Consider the following 16,564-nt stretch of genomic DNA (forward strand, 5'->3'; position numbering starts at 1 on the left):
GACAACTGATCTTTTTTATAAGGAACCGTAATTGTATATTCTTTTTGAGTCCAAGGCCAGTAAGGCATTGTTTTAAAATCACCATACGCATCTTTTTCTTTCCATGTATGGGTCATATTCATCGGAATCTGATAATTTACTATTTTTTTATCCTTAGTAATTACACTAAAATCAATCGGCATCGGAACCTGTCCGTTATTCATCAATGTGATGGTTGTAGATTTTGCATCATATTTCACATCTTTAATTGCGTAATCGATCATTTTTGTAGTATTGATCCAGTAATTCTGGAACCATTTCAGATCCATCCCCGAAACTTTTTGAGCAATATGCAGGAAATCCCTGTCAGATGGATGCTTCATACTCCATTGATCATAATATTGTTTCAAGGTTTCGGCTAAATTTTGCTCTCCCATGATGTAACCTAATTCAACTAAGTACAATTCTCCTTTTACATAAGAAGCATAGGTGTAAGAAGTTCCGTTGTCGTGATGATCTCCTAACCAGATTGCAGGTTCTTCAATTCCTTTTTTAACGAAATTTCTATAAGCATTTACAGAGTTTGCAAACGGATTTGGCAGTTCCTGTTTTGGAGGAAACAGCTGATTCATGACATATCCTTCGGCATAACTTGTGAATCCTTCATCCATCCACGGACGCATCGGTTCATTTGTTGCCAACATTTGCTGATACCATGAATGAGCGCCTTCGTGAGCCATTAAACCCATTAAACCTTCAATATTTTTAGCTTCTCCTAAAATCATGGTGCACATTCCGTATTCCATTCCGCCGTCTCCACCTTGAATAAAAGCATAAGTCGGATAAACATACTTCCCGAAATGGGCATTCATCAACTGATAGTATTTTGTAACATAAGGTTGAGCCTGCTCCCAAACTTTCGTTTTGTCATTATTCTGATACACCAAGAAAACTTTCGGACCTTCCGGAACATCAAAGCTTTTTACAATATAATCTCTGTCGGCTGCCCACGCAAAATCCAAAATGTTTTTTGCAGTCCATCTCCATGTTGCTTTATTTTTTTCGGCTTTAATTTTTGCATTGGTATCATAACCTTTTACTTCTGTTGGATTTTCAAGAATTCCTCCCGCTCCAATCACATAATCTTTATTGATTTTAATGGTAACATCAAAATCTGAGAATGGTGCATGAAATTCTCTTCCGATATAGTCGAAAGTTGCCCAACCGTCATAATCGTATTCTGCAATTTTCGGATACCATTGTGTCATCGTCATATCAACACCTTCCCTGTTGTTTCTACCACTTCTTCTGATTTGCTGAGGTATTACAGCATCCCAATCCATTGTAAAAGTTGTTGTTGAGTTTGGTTTAATTGGCTCCGCTAGATATACCTTCATAACAGTTTCCTGAACTTCAAACTTTAAAGTCTTGCCATTTTGTTTGATCCAGTGAATATTTTGTGCTCCTTCTTCATCTTTCGGAATCGAAGCCAATCTTGAAACTCCGTCTTTCTGCAATCTTGAATCACCATTTTTTCCTTGTCCGGCAACCCTTTGATCCATCATGGAATTGGGTTTAAAAGCATTCCAATACAAATGAAAATAGACAACGTTCAGTTCGTCTGGTGAATTATTGGTGTATTCTAACGTCTGATTTCCCTGGTAAGTAAATTTTTCTGCATTCACATCAATGTCCATTTTGTACTTAGCACTCTGCTGATAATAAGCTCCTTGCTGAGCCTGAAACTGAGAAATGATAAATGCAAATAGGATTGCAACCGATTTTTTCATTTAAAATTTTATTTTTTTAAAGATAAGTAATTAAAATAAAAGCCTCAAATTGTGAAGGTTTGATGAGGTTTTGTTTATAATAGTTTTAGATTAAAATTATTTTGATTGTTAAATTTTTCCTCACAGATTACATAGATTTTTAAATTTAAACATATTCGAAATTTGCTTAATCTGCATGAATTTACTTCATCAACAGTTTTTTAATCAAAGTAATCTGCCCCAAATGATAATAAGAATGTTCGATCATTCCATCAATATTCCTCAGATAAGTTCCATATTTTTCATCTACAAAAACTTCGTTCATTTTTGAATCGGGCATTTGTTCTAATAAGATTGCAAATTTTTCAGCATCATTCCAAAGTTTGTTTAAAAGTTCGTCCCATTGTTCCTGATATTCAATTGGAGGAAGGTCGAAACTGTATTTGTCTCTGATTTCCAAATTGCCGCCTTTAAAAACGTTTATTAATCCCGCAATATAATAATCAATATGGAAAGTAAGCATAGCAATAGTATTCAAGGAACCCACTTTTGTTGTAGCCTGTTCGAAAGTAACATCTTTAAGCTGATCTTTAAAATTGGTATTGGCAATCCAAAGCCCGTCAAGCAAAACTTCCTTGAATCTTTTTGTTAATTGTAAAACTGAACTCATTGTTTTTAATTTTTTATGATTTTAAAGATAATTATTTTTATTCTCACCGATATTTTGAATTTTTCCAATGGATTTTACAGATTTAGCAGAAAATAAAAAATCCTTCAGGGTTTCAGAAACCTTGAAGGATTAAACTCTTAATTACAATTAAAAAAATTATTTTTTAGAAGAAACTTCTTTTTTACCGCTTTGTAAAATCTTTTCAAGAATTCTCAACGTTATCAGATAGGTTGGTTTAACCCCTGTAAGACCTAAACCTCCTGAGGAAAGCGTACTTCCCGTTTCAAGCGGATTATCTGAAGCATAATATGCATAACAAACAAATAAATCCGGTGCAATATGATGTCTGATTTTAGATGCCACCTGAATAGCTTTTTGGTAATGTGCACCTTCCATTTCCAGTCCTATTGCTTTCCATGAAGTGTTCATAAAATAAGAAAGAATATCTCTGTTTTGAAGCGAAGTTCCCAACACCGTAATCATCGGTCCTTCGAAAGCTCTTAATTCATCATCTATAAAATCATCCAGTTTCAAAGCATTTTCAAAAGGATAATTATCAGCTGTACCTTCAAAAATATGGGCGGTAGGAATCATAATGTCTCCTTTTCCTCCTGCAAGAATTCCTGCTTTACCCATAATAGAAACAGATTTCACTTTCATCATGTATACCTCTTCTTTCTGTTCAAAAGGTCTCAGCAATTCATCCATTACTTCATAAGCCTGTTCACCGAAAGCATAATCAAAGACCATGATAACATCGTCTCCGTCATATTTCAGATGCCCGAAAGGTGTATTTTTAAGATTGGTTTTGCTTAAATCAATGATCTGAACATCAATATTACTTCCGCTTTTATCATTAATATAGATCAGTCCTTCTTCAAGCGCGTATTTAGAAACCTTGTCACGAAGTTCTTTTTTATCAGAAATATCTCCGTATAATTTGTAATCTACTTCTTTAGGATCTTTTTTCTTTAAAGCGTCATTCGCGTACAGCATATTTTTCACTGAGTGCATATTGGCAGAAATAATATGCAACGGACGCATGTGAAGATCATTTTCAAATAAAACTTCTTTCACTTTGTTTGCCCACTTTTCACCAAAATAGTGATGTCCTACTCTTTCCTTTAATATAGCACTGAAATGAATTTCTCTTTCTCTCGTCTGTTTTGCATCTTCAAGACTTACTTTCCCTAAGTTGTAGATGATTTTAAATAAACGGTCAGGATTGTTATCGTCTCCGAAAGTATTGTAAGCATTCAATGTTTCTTCAAAAGTTCTTCCTATTAAAGAAGATAAATGAATCAAAGCAACTTCTTTTTCTTTTCTGCTGAATTTTTTTTCACCTTTTACTACTTCTTCAATGATTTTAAAAGCACGCGTTGGTTTCCAGTTTTCATCCTGGATGAAAGCCAGATTTCTAACTTTATCTGCTTCTATAAATAAAAATGTAAGGTGAGTAAGAATATCATAAATTTCCGAACGTCCCAAAAGAACTTCAATATTCATCTGGTGTTCATCGATTCTGTAACAGTTTCTTCTTCTCTTTTTAGGTACAATTGGTTCGAAACTTCCTTTATCAAAACCCTCATCCGATGTAAGATGAATAAAAGCGCATTCTTCAATTCCCTCCGGAAGCCTGTCTAAAACATACATCAAACCATCCAATTCCAATTTGCTTGGAATATTCATCGTTCCATAAATCTCCGGATTGATCGTCTTCAACAAACTTCTGATACTCTCTCCAGAAACACCGGCAGGTTTAAAAAAACCTCTGTAAAAGAGGTGTCTCATAGAAATATACAATCTTTCAATTGCTTCCGTTGTTTCTCTTGCTCTAGAATTTGTCATAAAATAAATTTCACACAAATATACAAAATCTCCGCTCAACTTATTTTAAGTATCTTTTAACAAGTAATTTAACATAATATTTAAATTCGTAAATTAACCTCTGTAAAATGTGTTCCTGATTTAATATTTAGATAATATTAGACCTATATTTTCAATCATTAAATCAAAACACCCCTCTAAAAATTCAAATCATTGTTTAAAATTTATTTAAAATAAAAACTACCCCTTAAATTTTTAGGGTAAAAATATTTTTGATTCATTTTTTTTGTAAATTTGCACCGTAAAATTAAACCTAATATGTCAACTTTAAGATTCAAAGCGTTAGAAACTTTACCATTCAAGGACTTTAGAAGAGATAACTCGGTTGAAGTTCCTGTAAAATTATCAGAATTATTCTGTCAAAATGTTTTCTCAGAAGAAACAATGAGAGAATATTTAACGAAAGAAGCATTCCAATCTATTTTGGATGCGATGAAAAAAGGAACTAAAATCCAAAGACACATTGCAGATCAGGTAGCTGTCGCAATGAAAGACTGGGCAATGAGCAAAGGAGTGACTCACTACACACACTGGTTTCAGCCTTTAACAGGGAGCACTGCAGAAAAACACGATTCTTTTTTCACTCCAATCGAAGGAGGAAGAGCAATTGAAAGATTCAGCGGAAACTTATTGATTCAGCAAGAGCCGGACGCATCTTCTTTCCCGAACGGTGGTATCAGAAACACTTTCGAAGCTAGAGGCTATACAGCTTGGGATCCTACTTCTCCGGCATTCATTATGGGAACTACATTGTGTATTCCTTCTATTTTCATCTCTTATACAGGGGAAACTTTAGATTATAAAGCACCTCTTTTAAGAGCTTTGAACGCCGTAGACGAAGCTGCAACAAACGTAATGCAGTATTTTGACAAAAATGTAACAAAAGTAACTCCTACTTTAGGTTGGGAGCAAGAATATTTCTTGGTTGATTCTGCATTGTATCAATCTCGTCCGGATTTAGTTTTAACAGGTAAAACTTTATTAGGACATTCTCCTGCAAAAGGACAACAATTGGATGACCACTATTTCGGTTCAATTCCTACAAGAGTCATGAACTTCATGAAAGAGTTGGAAGTTGAATGTATGAAACTGGGAATTCCTGTAACAACAAGACACAACGAGGTGGCTCCAAACCAATTCGAGCTTGCTCCGATGTTTGAAGAAGTAAACGTTGCGGTAGATCACAACTCTTTGTTGATGGACGTTATGGCAAGAATCGCTCACAGACACCATTTCCATATTTTATTCCACGAAAAACCATTCGCAGGAGTAAATGGAAGCGGAAAGCACAACAACTGGTCTTTAGCAACAGATACAGGCGAAAACTTATTAAGCCCGGGAAAAAACCCTAAGAAAAACTTACAGTTCCTAACATTCTTTGTTAACACTATTAAAGCAGTTCATGAATATGCTGACCTTTTAAGAGCAAGTATTGCATCTGCAAGCAACGACCACAGATTAGGTGCAAACGAAGCTCCGCCAGCAATTATTTCTGTATTTATCGGAAGTCAGTTGTTCAGAGTGTTGGAAGAATTGGAAAAAGTAACGGAAGGAAAACTTTCACCGGACGAAAAAACAGATTTAAAATTAAATGTAGTTGGAAAAATCCCTGAAATTTTGTTGGACAACACTGACAGAAACAGAACTTCTCCGTTTGCATTTACAGGAAATAAATTTGAGATCAGAGCGGTTGGATCTTCTGCAAACTGTGCAGAATCTATGACGGTAATGAACACGATTGCTGCAAAACAGTTGGGTGATTTCAAAAAAGAAGTTGATGCTTTAATTGAAACAGGTCTTAAGAAAGATGAAGCAATCTTCAATGTATTGAGAGAATACATCAAGCAGTGTAAAAACATCATGTTTGAAGGAGACGGATATTCTGATGACTGGGCTTTAGAAGCTGAAAAAAGAGGTTTAAATAATCTAAAAACAACTCCTGAAGCTCTTAAGCAGGAAATGGATGAGAAATTCTTAGCTCTTTATGAAGAAATGGGAATTTTCACTCACAGAGAAGTTGAAGCTAGAAACGAAATCAAATTAGAAAAATATTCTACGGTTATTGACATTGAAGCAAGAGTTTTAAGTGATATCGCAAGAAACCACATTATTCCTTCCGCTTTAAATTATCAGAACAGACTGATAGAAAACGTAAGAGGTCTTAAAGATATTTTCGGAGAAAAAGAATTCAAAACATTAGCGAAAGAGCAAATGAGCTTAATCACTAATATTTCTGAAAATGTATCTAAAATTAAATTAGGCGTTGAAGATCTTATCAAAGCAAGAGAAGCTGCAAAAGCAGTAACAGAAAGTCAAACGCAGGCAGAAGACTACTGCACCAAGGTAATCCCATTATTTGATGCCATCAGAGAAGCTTCTGATGACCTGGAAATGATGGTTGATGATGAACTTTGGCCATTGACGAAATACAGAGAAATGTTATTTACAAAGTAACATTTTGTAAAGTTCCATATTAGTGAAACTCCTCGATTTATCGGGGAGTTTTTTATTTTACTTAAAATATTAATAGACAAAGACTTCCACAACTTCAAAATTGATACAAAATTTAATTTTATTTTTGCTCTAATTATGAAAATCCTGATCATAGAAGACAATAAAGAGCTCGCTCAAAGTATGGAATATTACCTTGAAGGCGAGAACTATATATGCGAATGTGTCTTTACATACAATGAAGCTCTGGAAAGATTGAATTTCAATTCTTACGACTGTATTCTGCTTGATATTATGTTGCCCGACGGAAACGGATTGAATATTTTAAATTATATTAAAACCGAAAAAATCAACAGCGGAATTCTCATTATTTCTGCTAAAAATGCCTTAGATGATAAAATCAACGGGCTTGAAAAAGGCGCCGACGATTACATTACAAAACCTTTTCATTTACCGGAATTACATGCCAGATTGAGAGCCGTTTACCGAAGAAAAAAAATGGATGGCTACAGCGAAGTGAAATTCAATGAAATTATTTTAAATACTGACACTTATGAAGTCGTCATCCACGAAACAAGATTGGAAGTCACCCAAAAAGAATTTGAATTAATGCTTTATTTTCTGGTGAATAAAAACCGTGTATTATCGAAACAGTCTATCGCCAACCATCTTTGGGGTGATTATACAGATAATTTGGCTAATTTTGATTTTGTTTATCAACACGTTAAAAATCTCAGAAAAAAAATCGGAGCCGCCCAAGGAAATGACTACATCGAAACGATCTACGGATTGGGCTACAAGTTTAATGCTTTAAAATATAGTGGTTCATGAATTTATTGAATAAAATATCAGTCTGGTTTATTGCCATTGTATTGCTCGTCACTCCTGTAAGTATGTACATTTCATACACAAGCATCAAAAAAAGGCTTGATAATGTAGAAATTGAAAGACTGAAGTCTGTCAACAATTACGTCATTTCTCAAATAAAAAAAGGAGAAACTCCAGCAAAAACATCTCAGGGATTACCTATTTCCGTAAGTTTATTTAATGGAAAAAATGCTCCTGCAGAACCGGAAATCATTCATACCTGCCTTGAAGACAAAGGTATTTCAAAGAATGAATGCAAAATCCAGATCAATTCTTTTGCGACTGTAAATAATAAAGTCTACAAAATTTCTTCATATAATTACGTCACCGCCACACAGCAAATTATGGGCGGAATGCTGATTGCTCTTTTCTGGAAATTATTATTAATTACCACCATCGTTTTTATCACGGCAAGAATTTTATCTAAATTTATATTAAAACCTTTTAATCACGCAATTGATTCACTTCAACAATTCAGTATCCAGAAAAAAGAAAGACTGCAGCTATTGCCAACAAGTACAAAAGAGTTCAAAAAATTAAATGAATTCCTAAAAATAACAACCGATAAAGCTTTAGAAGATTACGCTTCTGTGAAAGAATTTACAGAAAATGCTTCGCACGAAGTTCAAACTCCTTTAGCGATTATTCAAAGTAAAATTGAATTGTTAGCAGAAACTGAAATCAATGAAAATCAAGCGATTTTATTAACAGACATTCAAAATTCCATTGATAAATTAAGCCGGATCAACCGTTCTTTAATTCTTTTAACTAAATTAAATAACAATGAATTTCTGACTAATAAAGACCTGAAATTCTGTACCGTCGAAAAGGAAGCATTATGTATGTATGCCGATCATTTGGCTTTAAAAAATATTACTTTAAACAGAAATTGCGAAAAAAATGTTTTTGTTAAAATTCATCCTGCTTTAGCTGAAATTTTATTGAGTAATCTTCTTTCAAATGCCATCCGACATAATCTGGAAGGCGGAAAAATTGAAATTAATTTAAAGCAAAATTATTTCCAGATCAGCAACACCGGATTACCGCCTGATGTTCCGACACAGGAATTGTTTAAAAGATTTAAAAAAAGTAATCAGTCCCACGAAAGTATCGGGCTTGGGCTTTCCATCGTGAAACAAATCTGCGAAGTCAATGAGTTTGCCGTGCATTACGATTTTGCGGATGGATGGCATAGTATTACGATCTATTTTGATAATGATGAGGTTCACGAACCAACATTTTCTGAAAAGGCTTCAAAGGAAAAAAATATTGAATTCGAAAGCGTAGAACAATTCGTAAATTTTGTTGATTAAAAGCAAATTACATTATTATTTTTAACTTCAAATTTGCTTCAAAATGTATTTTTTACTTTGAAAAAAGAAAAATACGTTAGATGCTTTCAAGAATTTTTATTCTCGCCTTATCATCCGTTTTTTTTGTCAACACAGCGAAAGCTCAGGAAGTTCTCACCCTGCAATCTGCACTGGAAACTGCTGTTCAAAATTACGGAACCATTAAAGCCAAAGAATCTTACCGATTATCTTCACAGGAATCGATAGAACTGGCAAAACGGCAATATCTGCCCAACCTCAACATCAGTCTGCAACAGGATTACGGAACGGTGAACGGACAAAACGGTCCTTTGTACGGATTTGGAGGCTACGGAGTTGCTTCTTCGGGACTTCCTCTTCCCGATCAAAACTGGAATGCTTCTTTTGGGGCTCTGTATTTAGCCAATGTCAACTGGGAATTTTTCTCTTTCGGAAAAGCCAGACAAAGGGTAAAAGTCGCAGAATCTAAAAATCTGAGAGATACAAAAGACTTGTCTGATGAGATTTTCCAGCACAAAGTGAAAGTTGCTGCCGCTTATCTTAATGTTTTAGCTGCTAAAAAATTAAAGCTTTCTTACGCCAGAAACCTCGGAAGAACTGATACGATCAGAAGGATTGTTGAGGTAAAAGAAAGAAACGGCATTGTTCCCGGAGTGGATTTATCTCTTGCAAAAGCCGATTATGCCAATGCAATGATCACTTATACCAAAGCAAAAGACAACGAACAGGAACAGGAAAATAAATTGGCTCAGTTATTAGGAATTCCATCTCAGGAATTTGTACTCGACAGTGCTTTATTGAAAAGAATTCCTACAGATTTTCCGACTGAAGCAAATTCTTCTTTGGAAAGTCACCCTTTATTGGCTTTATACAAAAGCAGAATCAATGTAAGCGAACAGGAAAAACAATTTCTGAAAACGCAATATTATCCATCATTTTCGATGGTTGGTATTTTCCAAACGAGAGGTTCGGGTTTTGGAAACGGTTACGCACAGAATCAAAGTGATTTTTCAACGTCTTACTGGGACGGAATTCACCCGACAAGAAGCAATTATCTGGTGGGACTTGGCGTTTCATGGAATTTTACCCAAACCTATCGATTATCAAAAGAAATCAGCGCTCAGGATTATGTAAGCCAAGGTTTGAAACATGAATATGATCTTGCCGAACAGCAATTAAAAGCCCAATTGGATTTATCCGAAAACAAATGGAAAAATGCTATTACTGTTTATGATCAGGTTCCTGTTCAGTTGAAATCTGCCAATGACGCCTACATCCAAAGATCGGTTTTATACAAAAACGGCTTGACGGATTTGGTGGATTTATCACAAGCCATTTACGCTTTGGTAAGAGCCGAAACCGACAGAGACATCGCCATCAGCAACGTCTGGAATGCTTTATTGTTAAAAGCTGCAGCGACAGGTGATTTTACTGTTTTTGAAAACGAATTGTAAGATTAGTATAAACTATAATCAATATTATCTCAATGAACTTAATAAGATTTGCATTAAGAAAACCCATTACGATTTTAGTACTTGTTGCGGGACTTTTTTTCTTCGGAATACGGTCTATGAACTCTATTAAAGTCGATATTTTCCCAAAGCTGGATTTACCGGTGATCTATGTTTCCCACCCTTTCAGCGGATATACACCGCAACAGATGGAAGCATTTTTCGCCAAACAATACATCAATATTTTCCTTTTCGTAAACGGAATTAAAAGTATTGAAACCAAAAATATTCAGGGACTGACGTTAATGAAAATTAATTTCTATCCCGGGACCAATATGGCACAAGCCGCCGCAGAACTTAACTCATTCTCGACCAGAATTCAGGCTGCTTTTCCGCCGGGTTCCAATCCTCCTTTTATCATCCGTTTCGATGCTTCTACCCTTCCGGTTGGTCAGCTTGTTTTAAGCAGTGATAAAAGATCAAACAACGAATTGCTCGATCTCGCGAATGTGTATGTGCGATCGACATTTACATCAATTCCCGGGATTGTTTCTTCGCCGCCTTTTGGTGGAAATATTCGTACGGTTGTTATCAATGCCAATCCGGACTTGCTCCGTCAGCATAATATGACACCCGATCAGCTCGTAGAAGCTTTACGTTTGAATAACCAGACTGCACCTTCCGGAAATGTACGAATCGGAGATAAATATTACATCACTCCAACCAATACGATGATTAAAAATGTGAAAGATTTTGAAAATATTCCTTTGTTTAAAGGCAGTGTTCAGAATCTTTATTTAAGAGATGTCGCGACGGTAACCGACGGAGCCGATATGACTTCGGGGTATGCTTTGGTCAACGGTCGTCGTTCGGTTTATTTGAGTATTGCTAAAAGTGCCGATGCTTCGACCTGGGATGTGGTTCAGAATTTGAAAAAACAGTTACCTCAAATTCAATCCAATCTTCCGGATGATGTGAAAGTGAGTTTTGAATTTGACCAGTCAACTTATGTAATTAACTCCGTTAAAAGTTTATTGAGTGAAGGAACTATCGGAGCGATACTCACAGGATTGATGGTGATTTTATTCCTTGGAGACATCAGAGGAGCGTTGATTGTAATTCTCACGATTCCTACTTCCATTATTTCAGCAGTTTTATTTTTAAACCTTTTCGGGCAGACCATTAATATCATGACGTTGAGCGGGCTTGCCCTCGCCATCGGGATTCTCGTCGACGAAAGTACCGTTACCATAGAAAATATTCACCAGCATCTGGATATGGGCAAACCCAAATCCCTCGCCGTCTGGGATGCCTGTAAAGAAATTGCTTTCCCGAAATTATTGATTCTATTCTGTATTTTGGCAGTTTTTGCACCGGCATTTACAATGGGAGGAATTCCGGGCTCATTATTCTTACCACTAGCTTTGGCAATTGGTTTTAGTATGATTGTTTCTTATTTTCTTGCTCAGACTTTTGTTCCGGTAATGGCAAACTGGATCATGAAAGTGAAGCATCACAAAGCAAAAGACGGACATACTTTAACAGACTCTGAAGAATTACAAGCAGCAGGATTAAGTAATGAAAACGATACCTGGAGCCAAAAAGAAATTTTACTTAAAAATGAAGACAGCAACCGCGACGGAAAAGTAAGTTTATTTGAGAAAATACGATTCAGGTATCTGAAATTTTTAGACAGAATTATGCCCTATCGAAAAATATTGGTTTCAGCTTATATTTTATTGATGATGGGGATGGTTGCTTTGTTTTTAAACAGTATCGGACGGGATGTTTTACCACAGGTTAACGGAAGTCAGTTTCAGGTAAGAATGAGGATTCCGGATGGAACAAGAATTGAAAAAACAGAGCTTGAAACCTTAAAATTATTAGATGGAATTAAAGAAATCGTCGGAAAAGACAATGTTTCCATCACATCTGCGTATGTGGGAACACACCCGACTCTTTTCTCAGTAAGTCCGATTTACCTTTGGATGGCTGGTTCACATGAAACGGTTTTGCAGGTTGGTCTAAATGAAGATTATCATACCAACATGGATGATCTGAAAGATAAAATCAGGGAAAAAGCAAAAAGCATTAATCCTGAAATGAAGTTATCTTTCGAACCTATAGAATTAACGGAAAAAATTCTCAGCCAGGGTTCTCCCACTCCGATTGAAATAAGATTATCGGGAAGAGATAAAAGCGTAAATGAAACTTATGCTAAAAAAATCGAAGAAGAGCTGAAGAAGATTCCTTATTTGAGAGACGTTCAGATCGGTCAGTCCATTAAATATCCTTCACTTGATATTAATATTGATCGTGTTCGTGCGGCTCAATTGGGAGTTGATGTATCTGATATTTCGCGTTCGTTGGTCGCCTCAACATCATCTTCAAGATTTACGGAAAAAAATATCTGGACAGATGAAAAAGGAGGTTACAGCTACAACGTTCAGGTTCAGATTCCTGAAAATAAAATGAACAGCAGGGAAGAAATTGCAGGAATTCCGTTGCAGAAAAACTCCAACAGACCGAATTTGGGTGATGTTGCGACAATTAAAAACAGTTTCACATACGGAGAAACCGACAACCTGGGAGCAATGCCGACTTTGACGGTTACCGCAAATCTTAATCATACCGATTTGGGAACCGCTTCAGCAGATGTACAAAAAGTCATTGACAATATTGGAGAACTTCCAAGAGGTTTGAATGTACAATTAATTGGTTTAAGCCAGACTTTAAATGAAACATTAAGCAGTTTACAAAGCAGTTTGGTTATTGCCATTGTCGTGATTTTCTTGATGTTGGCTGCCAACTTCCAGTCTTTCAAAGTTTCTGCAGTTGTTTTGGCAACAGCGCCTGCAGTTTTAGTCGGATCTTTAGCATTATTAATTGCTACTGGATCAACACTTAACCTTCAATCTTACATGGGAATCATCATGTCGGTCGGAGTTTCGATTTCTAATGCAGTATTGTTGATCACGAATGCTGAACAGTTAAGAAAACATAACGGAAATGCACTACTTTCCGCCAGAGAAGCGGCAGCATTGAGGTTAAGACCGATCGTAATGACCGCTTTGGCGATGGTTGTGGGAATGGTTCCTATGGCATTGGGATTGGGAGAAGCAGGAGATCAGGTTTCACCATTGGGAAGAGCGGTAATCGGAGGATTGGTTGCTTCTACATTCGCAGCACTTTTCATTCTTCCATTAGCATTTGCTTGGGGACAAGGAAAAGCGACTACTCAAAGTGTTTCTCTAGATCCTGAAGACGAAGAAAGTATTCACTTTATGCCTGAAATTGTAAAATAAATAACCTTAAGCTATTAAAAATAAAATATGAATCAATTATATAAATATCTAATTCCGACGATACTGGTTTTCAGCTTACAAAGTTGCGGACACGAGGAAAAAAAGGAAGCAAAAAAATCAGAACCTTCTTCCCCTGACATTGAAGCGGTAAATCCTAAACAGGAAGATTTTGCATCATCAACAAAAATTCCGGGGGAATTACAGCCTTACCAGAAAGTTGATGTGTATGCTAAAGTCAGCAGCTTTGTTAAAAAATTATATGTAGATGTTGGAAATGAAGTAAAAGCCGGACAATTACTGGCAACATTGGAAGCTCCGGAAATAAATTCTCAGCAAAGTGCCGCTTCATCAGCTTTAAAATCAAAAGAAGCATTATACATTGCGAGCAAAGCAAAATACGCCCGTTTAAAAGAAACCAGCAAAACACCCGGAACCATTTCTGCCCTTGATCTGGAACAGGCTTTGGCGGCGCAAAGATCAGATCTTGCTCAATTGGAAGCTGCAAAAGCATCCTACCGTGAAGTAGCTGATGTTAAAAATTATTTGCAGATCAGAGCACCGTTCAGTGGAAATATTGCAACGAGAAATGTGAGTGCGGGAGCGTATGTTGGTCCGTCAGGAAAGGGATCAGACCTTCCGATGTTCAGCTTAGTTCAGCAGGACAGATTACGTTTGGTGGTGAATGTTCCGGAATCTTACACGGGATTATTAAATAAAAACGGTGATATTAAATTCTCTATTCAATCCATTCCGGGAGAGACTTTTACGGCTAAAGTTGCAAGATTTGCAGGCGCTTTAGATAACAAACTTCGTTCTCAATGGGTGGAAATGGACGTTTATAACAAAGATAAAAAGCTTTTACCAGGAATGGTTGCCAATGTCATCTTACCTTTAAGTGACAATAATAAAGCATTATCAGTTCCAAATTCAGCCGTATTAAATTCTACACTGGGAGTTTTCGTCATAAAAGTTGAAAAAAATACTGCGCATTGGGTTCCTGTAACATCAGGAATTTCAAATGGAGACACTACAACTATCATCGGACAAGTTTCAATAAATGATGTAATTGTTAAAAACGCTTCGGAAGAAATACGGGACGGGCAAAATATTAGAGTTAAACTACTGAAATAAGCTCAGAATCATTATTTTATTAACAAAATTTACCACTCATTTTCTTTCTCTAATATTTGCAAAATTCCTTTGATTGGAATAATCTATAATTATTATGTTAAAGAATCTTAATAAAAAAAACCGCAGACTTACCTAAAACAGGCAGCTGCGGTTTGTTTTTCTTTAACATACTTAAATAATATGTTAAAATGTGTTAAATAAAGAACCTGACAATTATCATATCGGGGCTCTTTTACTCGGAATACATATTTTTGTAATGCTTTTGAAAAATACTATCCTATTTATTTAACACGATAATCAAATATATATGAAGAAAAGAGTTTTGTTTTATTTAGTTGCCTTTGTTTCTACTGTATCGTTACAATCGTGTGTTACCAATTACGTAGTTTCAAAACCAGCAACTTACGCTAAAGAATACAAAACAGATGCCAAACTAGCTTCACTAGAAACAAACAAAATGGAGCAGGATAAGCAGAAATTAATCAACTCATTTCTTGCTGAAAAGGCGGCTACTTTAGTCAATGCAAAAAATTCAATCAAAAATTCTGAGATTGCAAAATCAATCAGACATAATAAAACTATCGACGGTATCTTAACTGAGGCAGAAACATACCTTGGAACTCCTTACAGATACGGAGGAATGACAAGAAACGGTATCGACTGTTCAGCTTTTGTTCTTTCAGTTTTCGGTGCTGCAGCAGGTCTTAGCTTACCAAGAGTAGCAGCTTCTCAGTCTCAGGAAGGAGAAAGAATCGAAAAAGAAAACCTTCAGAAAGGAGATTTGATCTTTTTCTCTCACGGTAGCAGAATTTCTCACGTAGGTATCGTAGAAAGTGTAACTGAAGACGGTGAAGTAAAATTCATCCATGCCGCGACGTCGAAAGGAGTAATGATTTCTTCGCTTAATGACTCTTACTGGGGACCTAAATACAGATTTGGGAAAAGAATCATCAATGAAAACGGAGAAGCATATAATAACCTTGCAACAACGACTCCAGCGTCGTCAAACGAGACAAGTTTTTAATTTTAAATAATTGATTTAAATAATGAAACCATCAAAATTTTTGATGGTTTTTTTATTTTTATATGTACCAAGATTTAGTTTCTTATCTCTAACTTCTATAATTAGCTAGCTGTTCTTATCAATTTCAATATCGAAATTACGAAGAAGACCATGAACTTCAGAAAGCGAAAATTTCGCTTTTTTAAGCCTGTTTAAAGAAGCATTGATAGAATAATTGAATGCCGTTCTAAAATCTGTTTTTTCAAGATTTGTATTCTCAAAAATAGCTCCGGATAAATCGCAACCTGTGAATACTGCATTTGATAAATCACATTCTGCAAAATCAACATCAATTAGTTTTGAATTTTTAAATAATGTTTTCTTAATTTTTGTTTTATAAAAAATAGAATTGTTGAGTGAGCATGCCTCAAATCTGAAAGACACCCCAAACTCATTGCAATCGTTAAAATGAAGCCCGAACATTTTGCATTCTGTAAAAACCACATCACGAAAAGCTGTTGAAAGAAGTTTTACCATAGTCAAATTGCATCCGATGAACTCACAATCATTAAAGTTAAAAAAAGAAAGGTCTGCATATTCAAAATTACAATTCCGGAAAGTACAGTTTTCGTACTCTCCTTTCTGGAATTGAGAAAAACCTGTGTTTTCAAAAGTCCGATCCAGAATGTATGCTTCTTCCATAAAGTTTTTATGATTTAA

The 16,564-nt window shown here is 35.7% G+C and carries 11 protein-coding genes; 7 read left to right on the forward strand and 4 right to left on the reverse strand.

Translation table 11 applies throughout. The annotated features are described in order from the left end of the window. The 3 genes from ABD745_RS16730 to ABD745_RS16740 form a co-directional block, all read right to left on the reverse strand. Nucleotides 1–1,769, reverse strand: a 1,769-nt coding sequence (locus ABD745_RS16730; protein WP_344832653.1) for a M1 family metallopeptidase, incomplete at its 3' end; no start/stop codon positions are given. A gap of 181 nt (nucleotides 1,770–1,950) precedes the next feature. Beyond that, nucleotides 1,951–2,418: a DUF1572 domain-containing protein gene (locus ABD745_RS16735; protein WP_344832656.1), complete on the reverse strand. Its 468-nt coding sequence runs from the start codon at nucleotides 2,416–2,418 to the stop codon at nucleotides 1,951–1,953. Between the two features lie 156 nt (nucleotides 2,419–2,574). Beyond that, nucleotides 2,575–4,266, reverse strand: coding sequence for a DUF6909 family protein (locus tag ABD745_RS16740; RefSeq protein ID WP_344832659.1), 1,692 nt, complete (start codon nucleotides 4,264–4,266; stop codon nucleotides 2,575–2,577). Nucleotides 4,267–4,563: 297 nt separating this feature from the next. Here ABD745_RS16740 and ABD745_RS16745 point away from each other — a divergent pair, with 297 nt between their 5' ends. From ABD745_RS16745 to ABD745_RS16775, 7 genes are all read left to right on the forward strand, one after another. After that, complete coding sequence (locus ABD745_RS16745) at nucleotides 4,564–6,759, forward strand: glutamine synthetase III family protein (RefSeq protein WP_344832662.1); 2,196 nt, start codon at nucleotides 4,564–4,566, stop codon at nucleotides 6,757–6,759. 135 nt (nucleotides 6,760–6,894) lie between these two features. Continuing rightward, nucleotides 6,895–7,587 carry a response regulator transcription factor gene (locus ABD745_RS16750; RefSeq protein ID WP_344832667.1) on the forward strand — a complete coding sequence of 231 codons (693 nt, stop codon included), beginning with the start codon at nucleotides 6,895–6,897 and terminating at the stop codon, nucleotides 7,585–7,587. Beyond that, nucleotides 7,584–8,936: a sensor histidine kinase gene (locus tag ABD745_RS16755; protein WP_344832670.1), complete on the forward strand. Its 1,353-nt coding sequence runs from the start codon at nucleotides 7,584–7,586 to the stop codon at nucleotides 8,934–8,936. Before ABD745_RS16750 ends, ABD745_RS16755 begins: the two co-directional genes overlap by 4 nt. A gap of 80 nt (nucleotides 8,937–9,016) precedes the next feature. Continuing rightward, nucleotides 9,017–10,408: a TolC family protein gene (locus tag ABD745_RS16760; RefSeq protein ID WP_344832673.1), complete on the forward strand. Its 1,392-nt coding sequence runs from the start codon at nucleotides 9,017–9,019 to the stop codon at nucleotides 10,406–10,408. Between the two features lie 32 nt (nucleotides 10,409–10,440). Continuing rightward, the gene (locus tag ABD745_RS16765) at nucleotides 10,441–13,710 is read left to right on the forward strand and encodes an efflux RND transporter permease subunit (RefSeq protein ID WP_344832678.1); all 3,270 of its coding nucleotides are present in this window, start codon (nucleotides 10,441–10,443) and stop codon (nucleotides 13,708–13,710) included. A gap of 27 nt (nucleotides 13,711–13,737) precedes the next feature. Then, nucleotides 13,738–14,841 carry an efflux RND transporter periplasmic adaptor subunit gene (locus ABD745_RS16770; RefSeq protein WP_344832682.1) on the forward strand — a complete coding sequence of 368 codons (1,104 nt, stop codon included), beginning with the start codon at nucleotides 13,738–13,740 and terminating at the stop codon, nucleotides 14,839–14,841. Nucleotides 14,842–15,148: 307 nt separating this feature from the next. Then, nucleotides 15,149–15,865 (forward strand): C40 family peptidase, encoded by a 717-nt coding sequence (locus tag ABD745_RS16775; protein WP_344832686.1) that lies wholly within the window; start codon nucleotides 15,149–15,151, stop codon nucleotides 15,863–15,865. Between the two features lie 105 nt (nucleotides 15,866–15,970). On the opposite strand, the gene ABD745_RS16780 is transcribed toward ABD745_RS16775, so the two are convergent. Next, complete coding sequence (locus ABD745_RS16780; RefSeq protein WP_344832688.1) at nucleotides 15,971–16,546, reverse strand: pentapeptide repeat-containing protein; 576 nt, start codon at nucleotides 16,544–16,546, stop codon at nucleotides 15,971–15,973. Nucleotides 16,547–16,564: the final 18 nt, after the last annotated feature.

Source organism: Chryseobacterium ginsenosidimutans, assembly GCF_039536845.1.
GTDB classification, from domain to species: Bacteria; Bacteroidota; Bacteroidia; order Flavobacteriales; family Weeksellaceae; genus Chryseobacterium; species Chryseobacterium ginsenosidimutans_B.

What these genes read in the sequence shown, in the direction of transcription:
- ABD745_RS16735 (WP_344832656.1), bottom strand. Translation starts at nt 2,418, where the DNA reads ATGAGTTCAGTTTTACAATTAACAAAAAGATTCAAGGAAGTTTTGCTT.
- ABD745_RS16740 (WP_344832659.1), bottom strand. Translation starts at nt 4,266, where the DNA reads ATGACAAATTCTAGAGCAAGAGAAACAACGGAAGCAATTGAAAGATTG.
- ABD745_RS16745 (WP_344832662.1), top strand. Translation starts at nt 4,564, where the DNA reads ATGTCAACTTTAAGATTCAAAGCGTTAGAAACTTTACCATTCAAGGAC.
- ABD745_RS16750 (WP_344832667.1), top strand. Translation starts at nt 6,895, where the DNA reads ATGAAAATCCTGATCATAGAAGACAATAAAGAGCTCGCTCAAAGTATG.
- ABD745_RS16755 (WP_344832670.1), top strand. Translation starts at nt 7,584, where the DNA reads ATGAATTTATTGAATAAAATATCAGTCTGGTTTATTGCCATTGTATTG.
- ABD745_RS16760 (WP_344832673.1), top strand. Translation starts at nt 9,017, where the DNA reads ATGCTTTCAAGAATTTTTATTCTCGCCTTATCATCCGTTTTTTTTGTC.
- ABD745_RS16765 (WP_344832678.1), top strand. Translation starts at nt 10,441, where the DNA reads ATGAACTTAATAAGATTTGCATTAAGAAAACCCATTACGATTTTAGTA.
- ABD745_RS16770 (WP_344832682.1), top strand. Translation starts at nt 13,738, where the DNA reads ATGAATCAATTATATAAATATCTAATTCCGACGATACTGGTTTTCAGC.
- ABD745_RS16775 (WP_344832686.1), top strand. Translation starts at nt 15,149, where the DNA reads ATGAAGAAAAGAGTTTTGTTTTATTTAGTTGCCTTTGTTTCTACTGTA.
- ABD745_RS16780 (WP_344832688.1), bottom strand. Translation starts at nt 16,546, where the DNA reads ATGGAAGAAGCATACATTCTGGATCGGACTTTTGAAAACACAGGTTTT.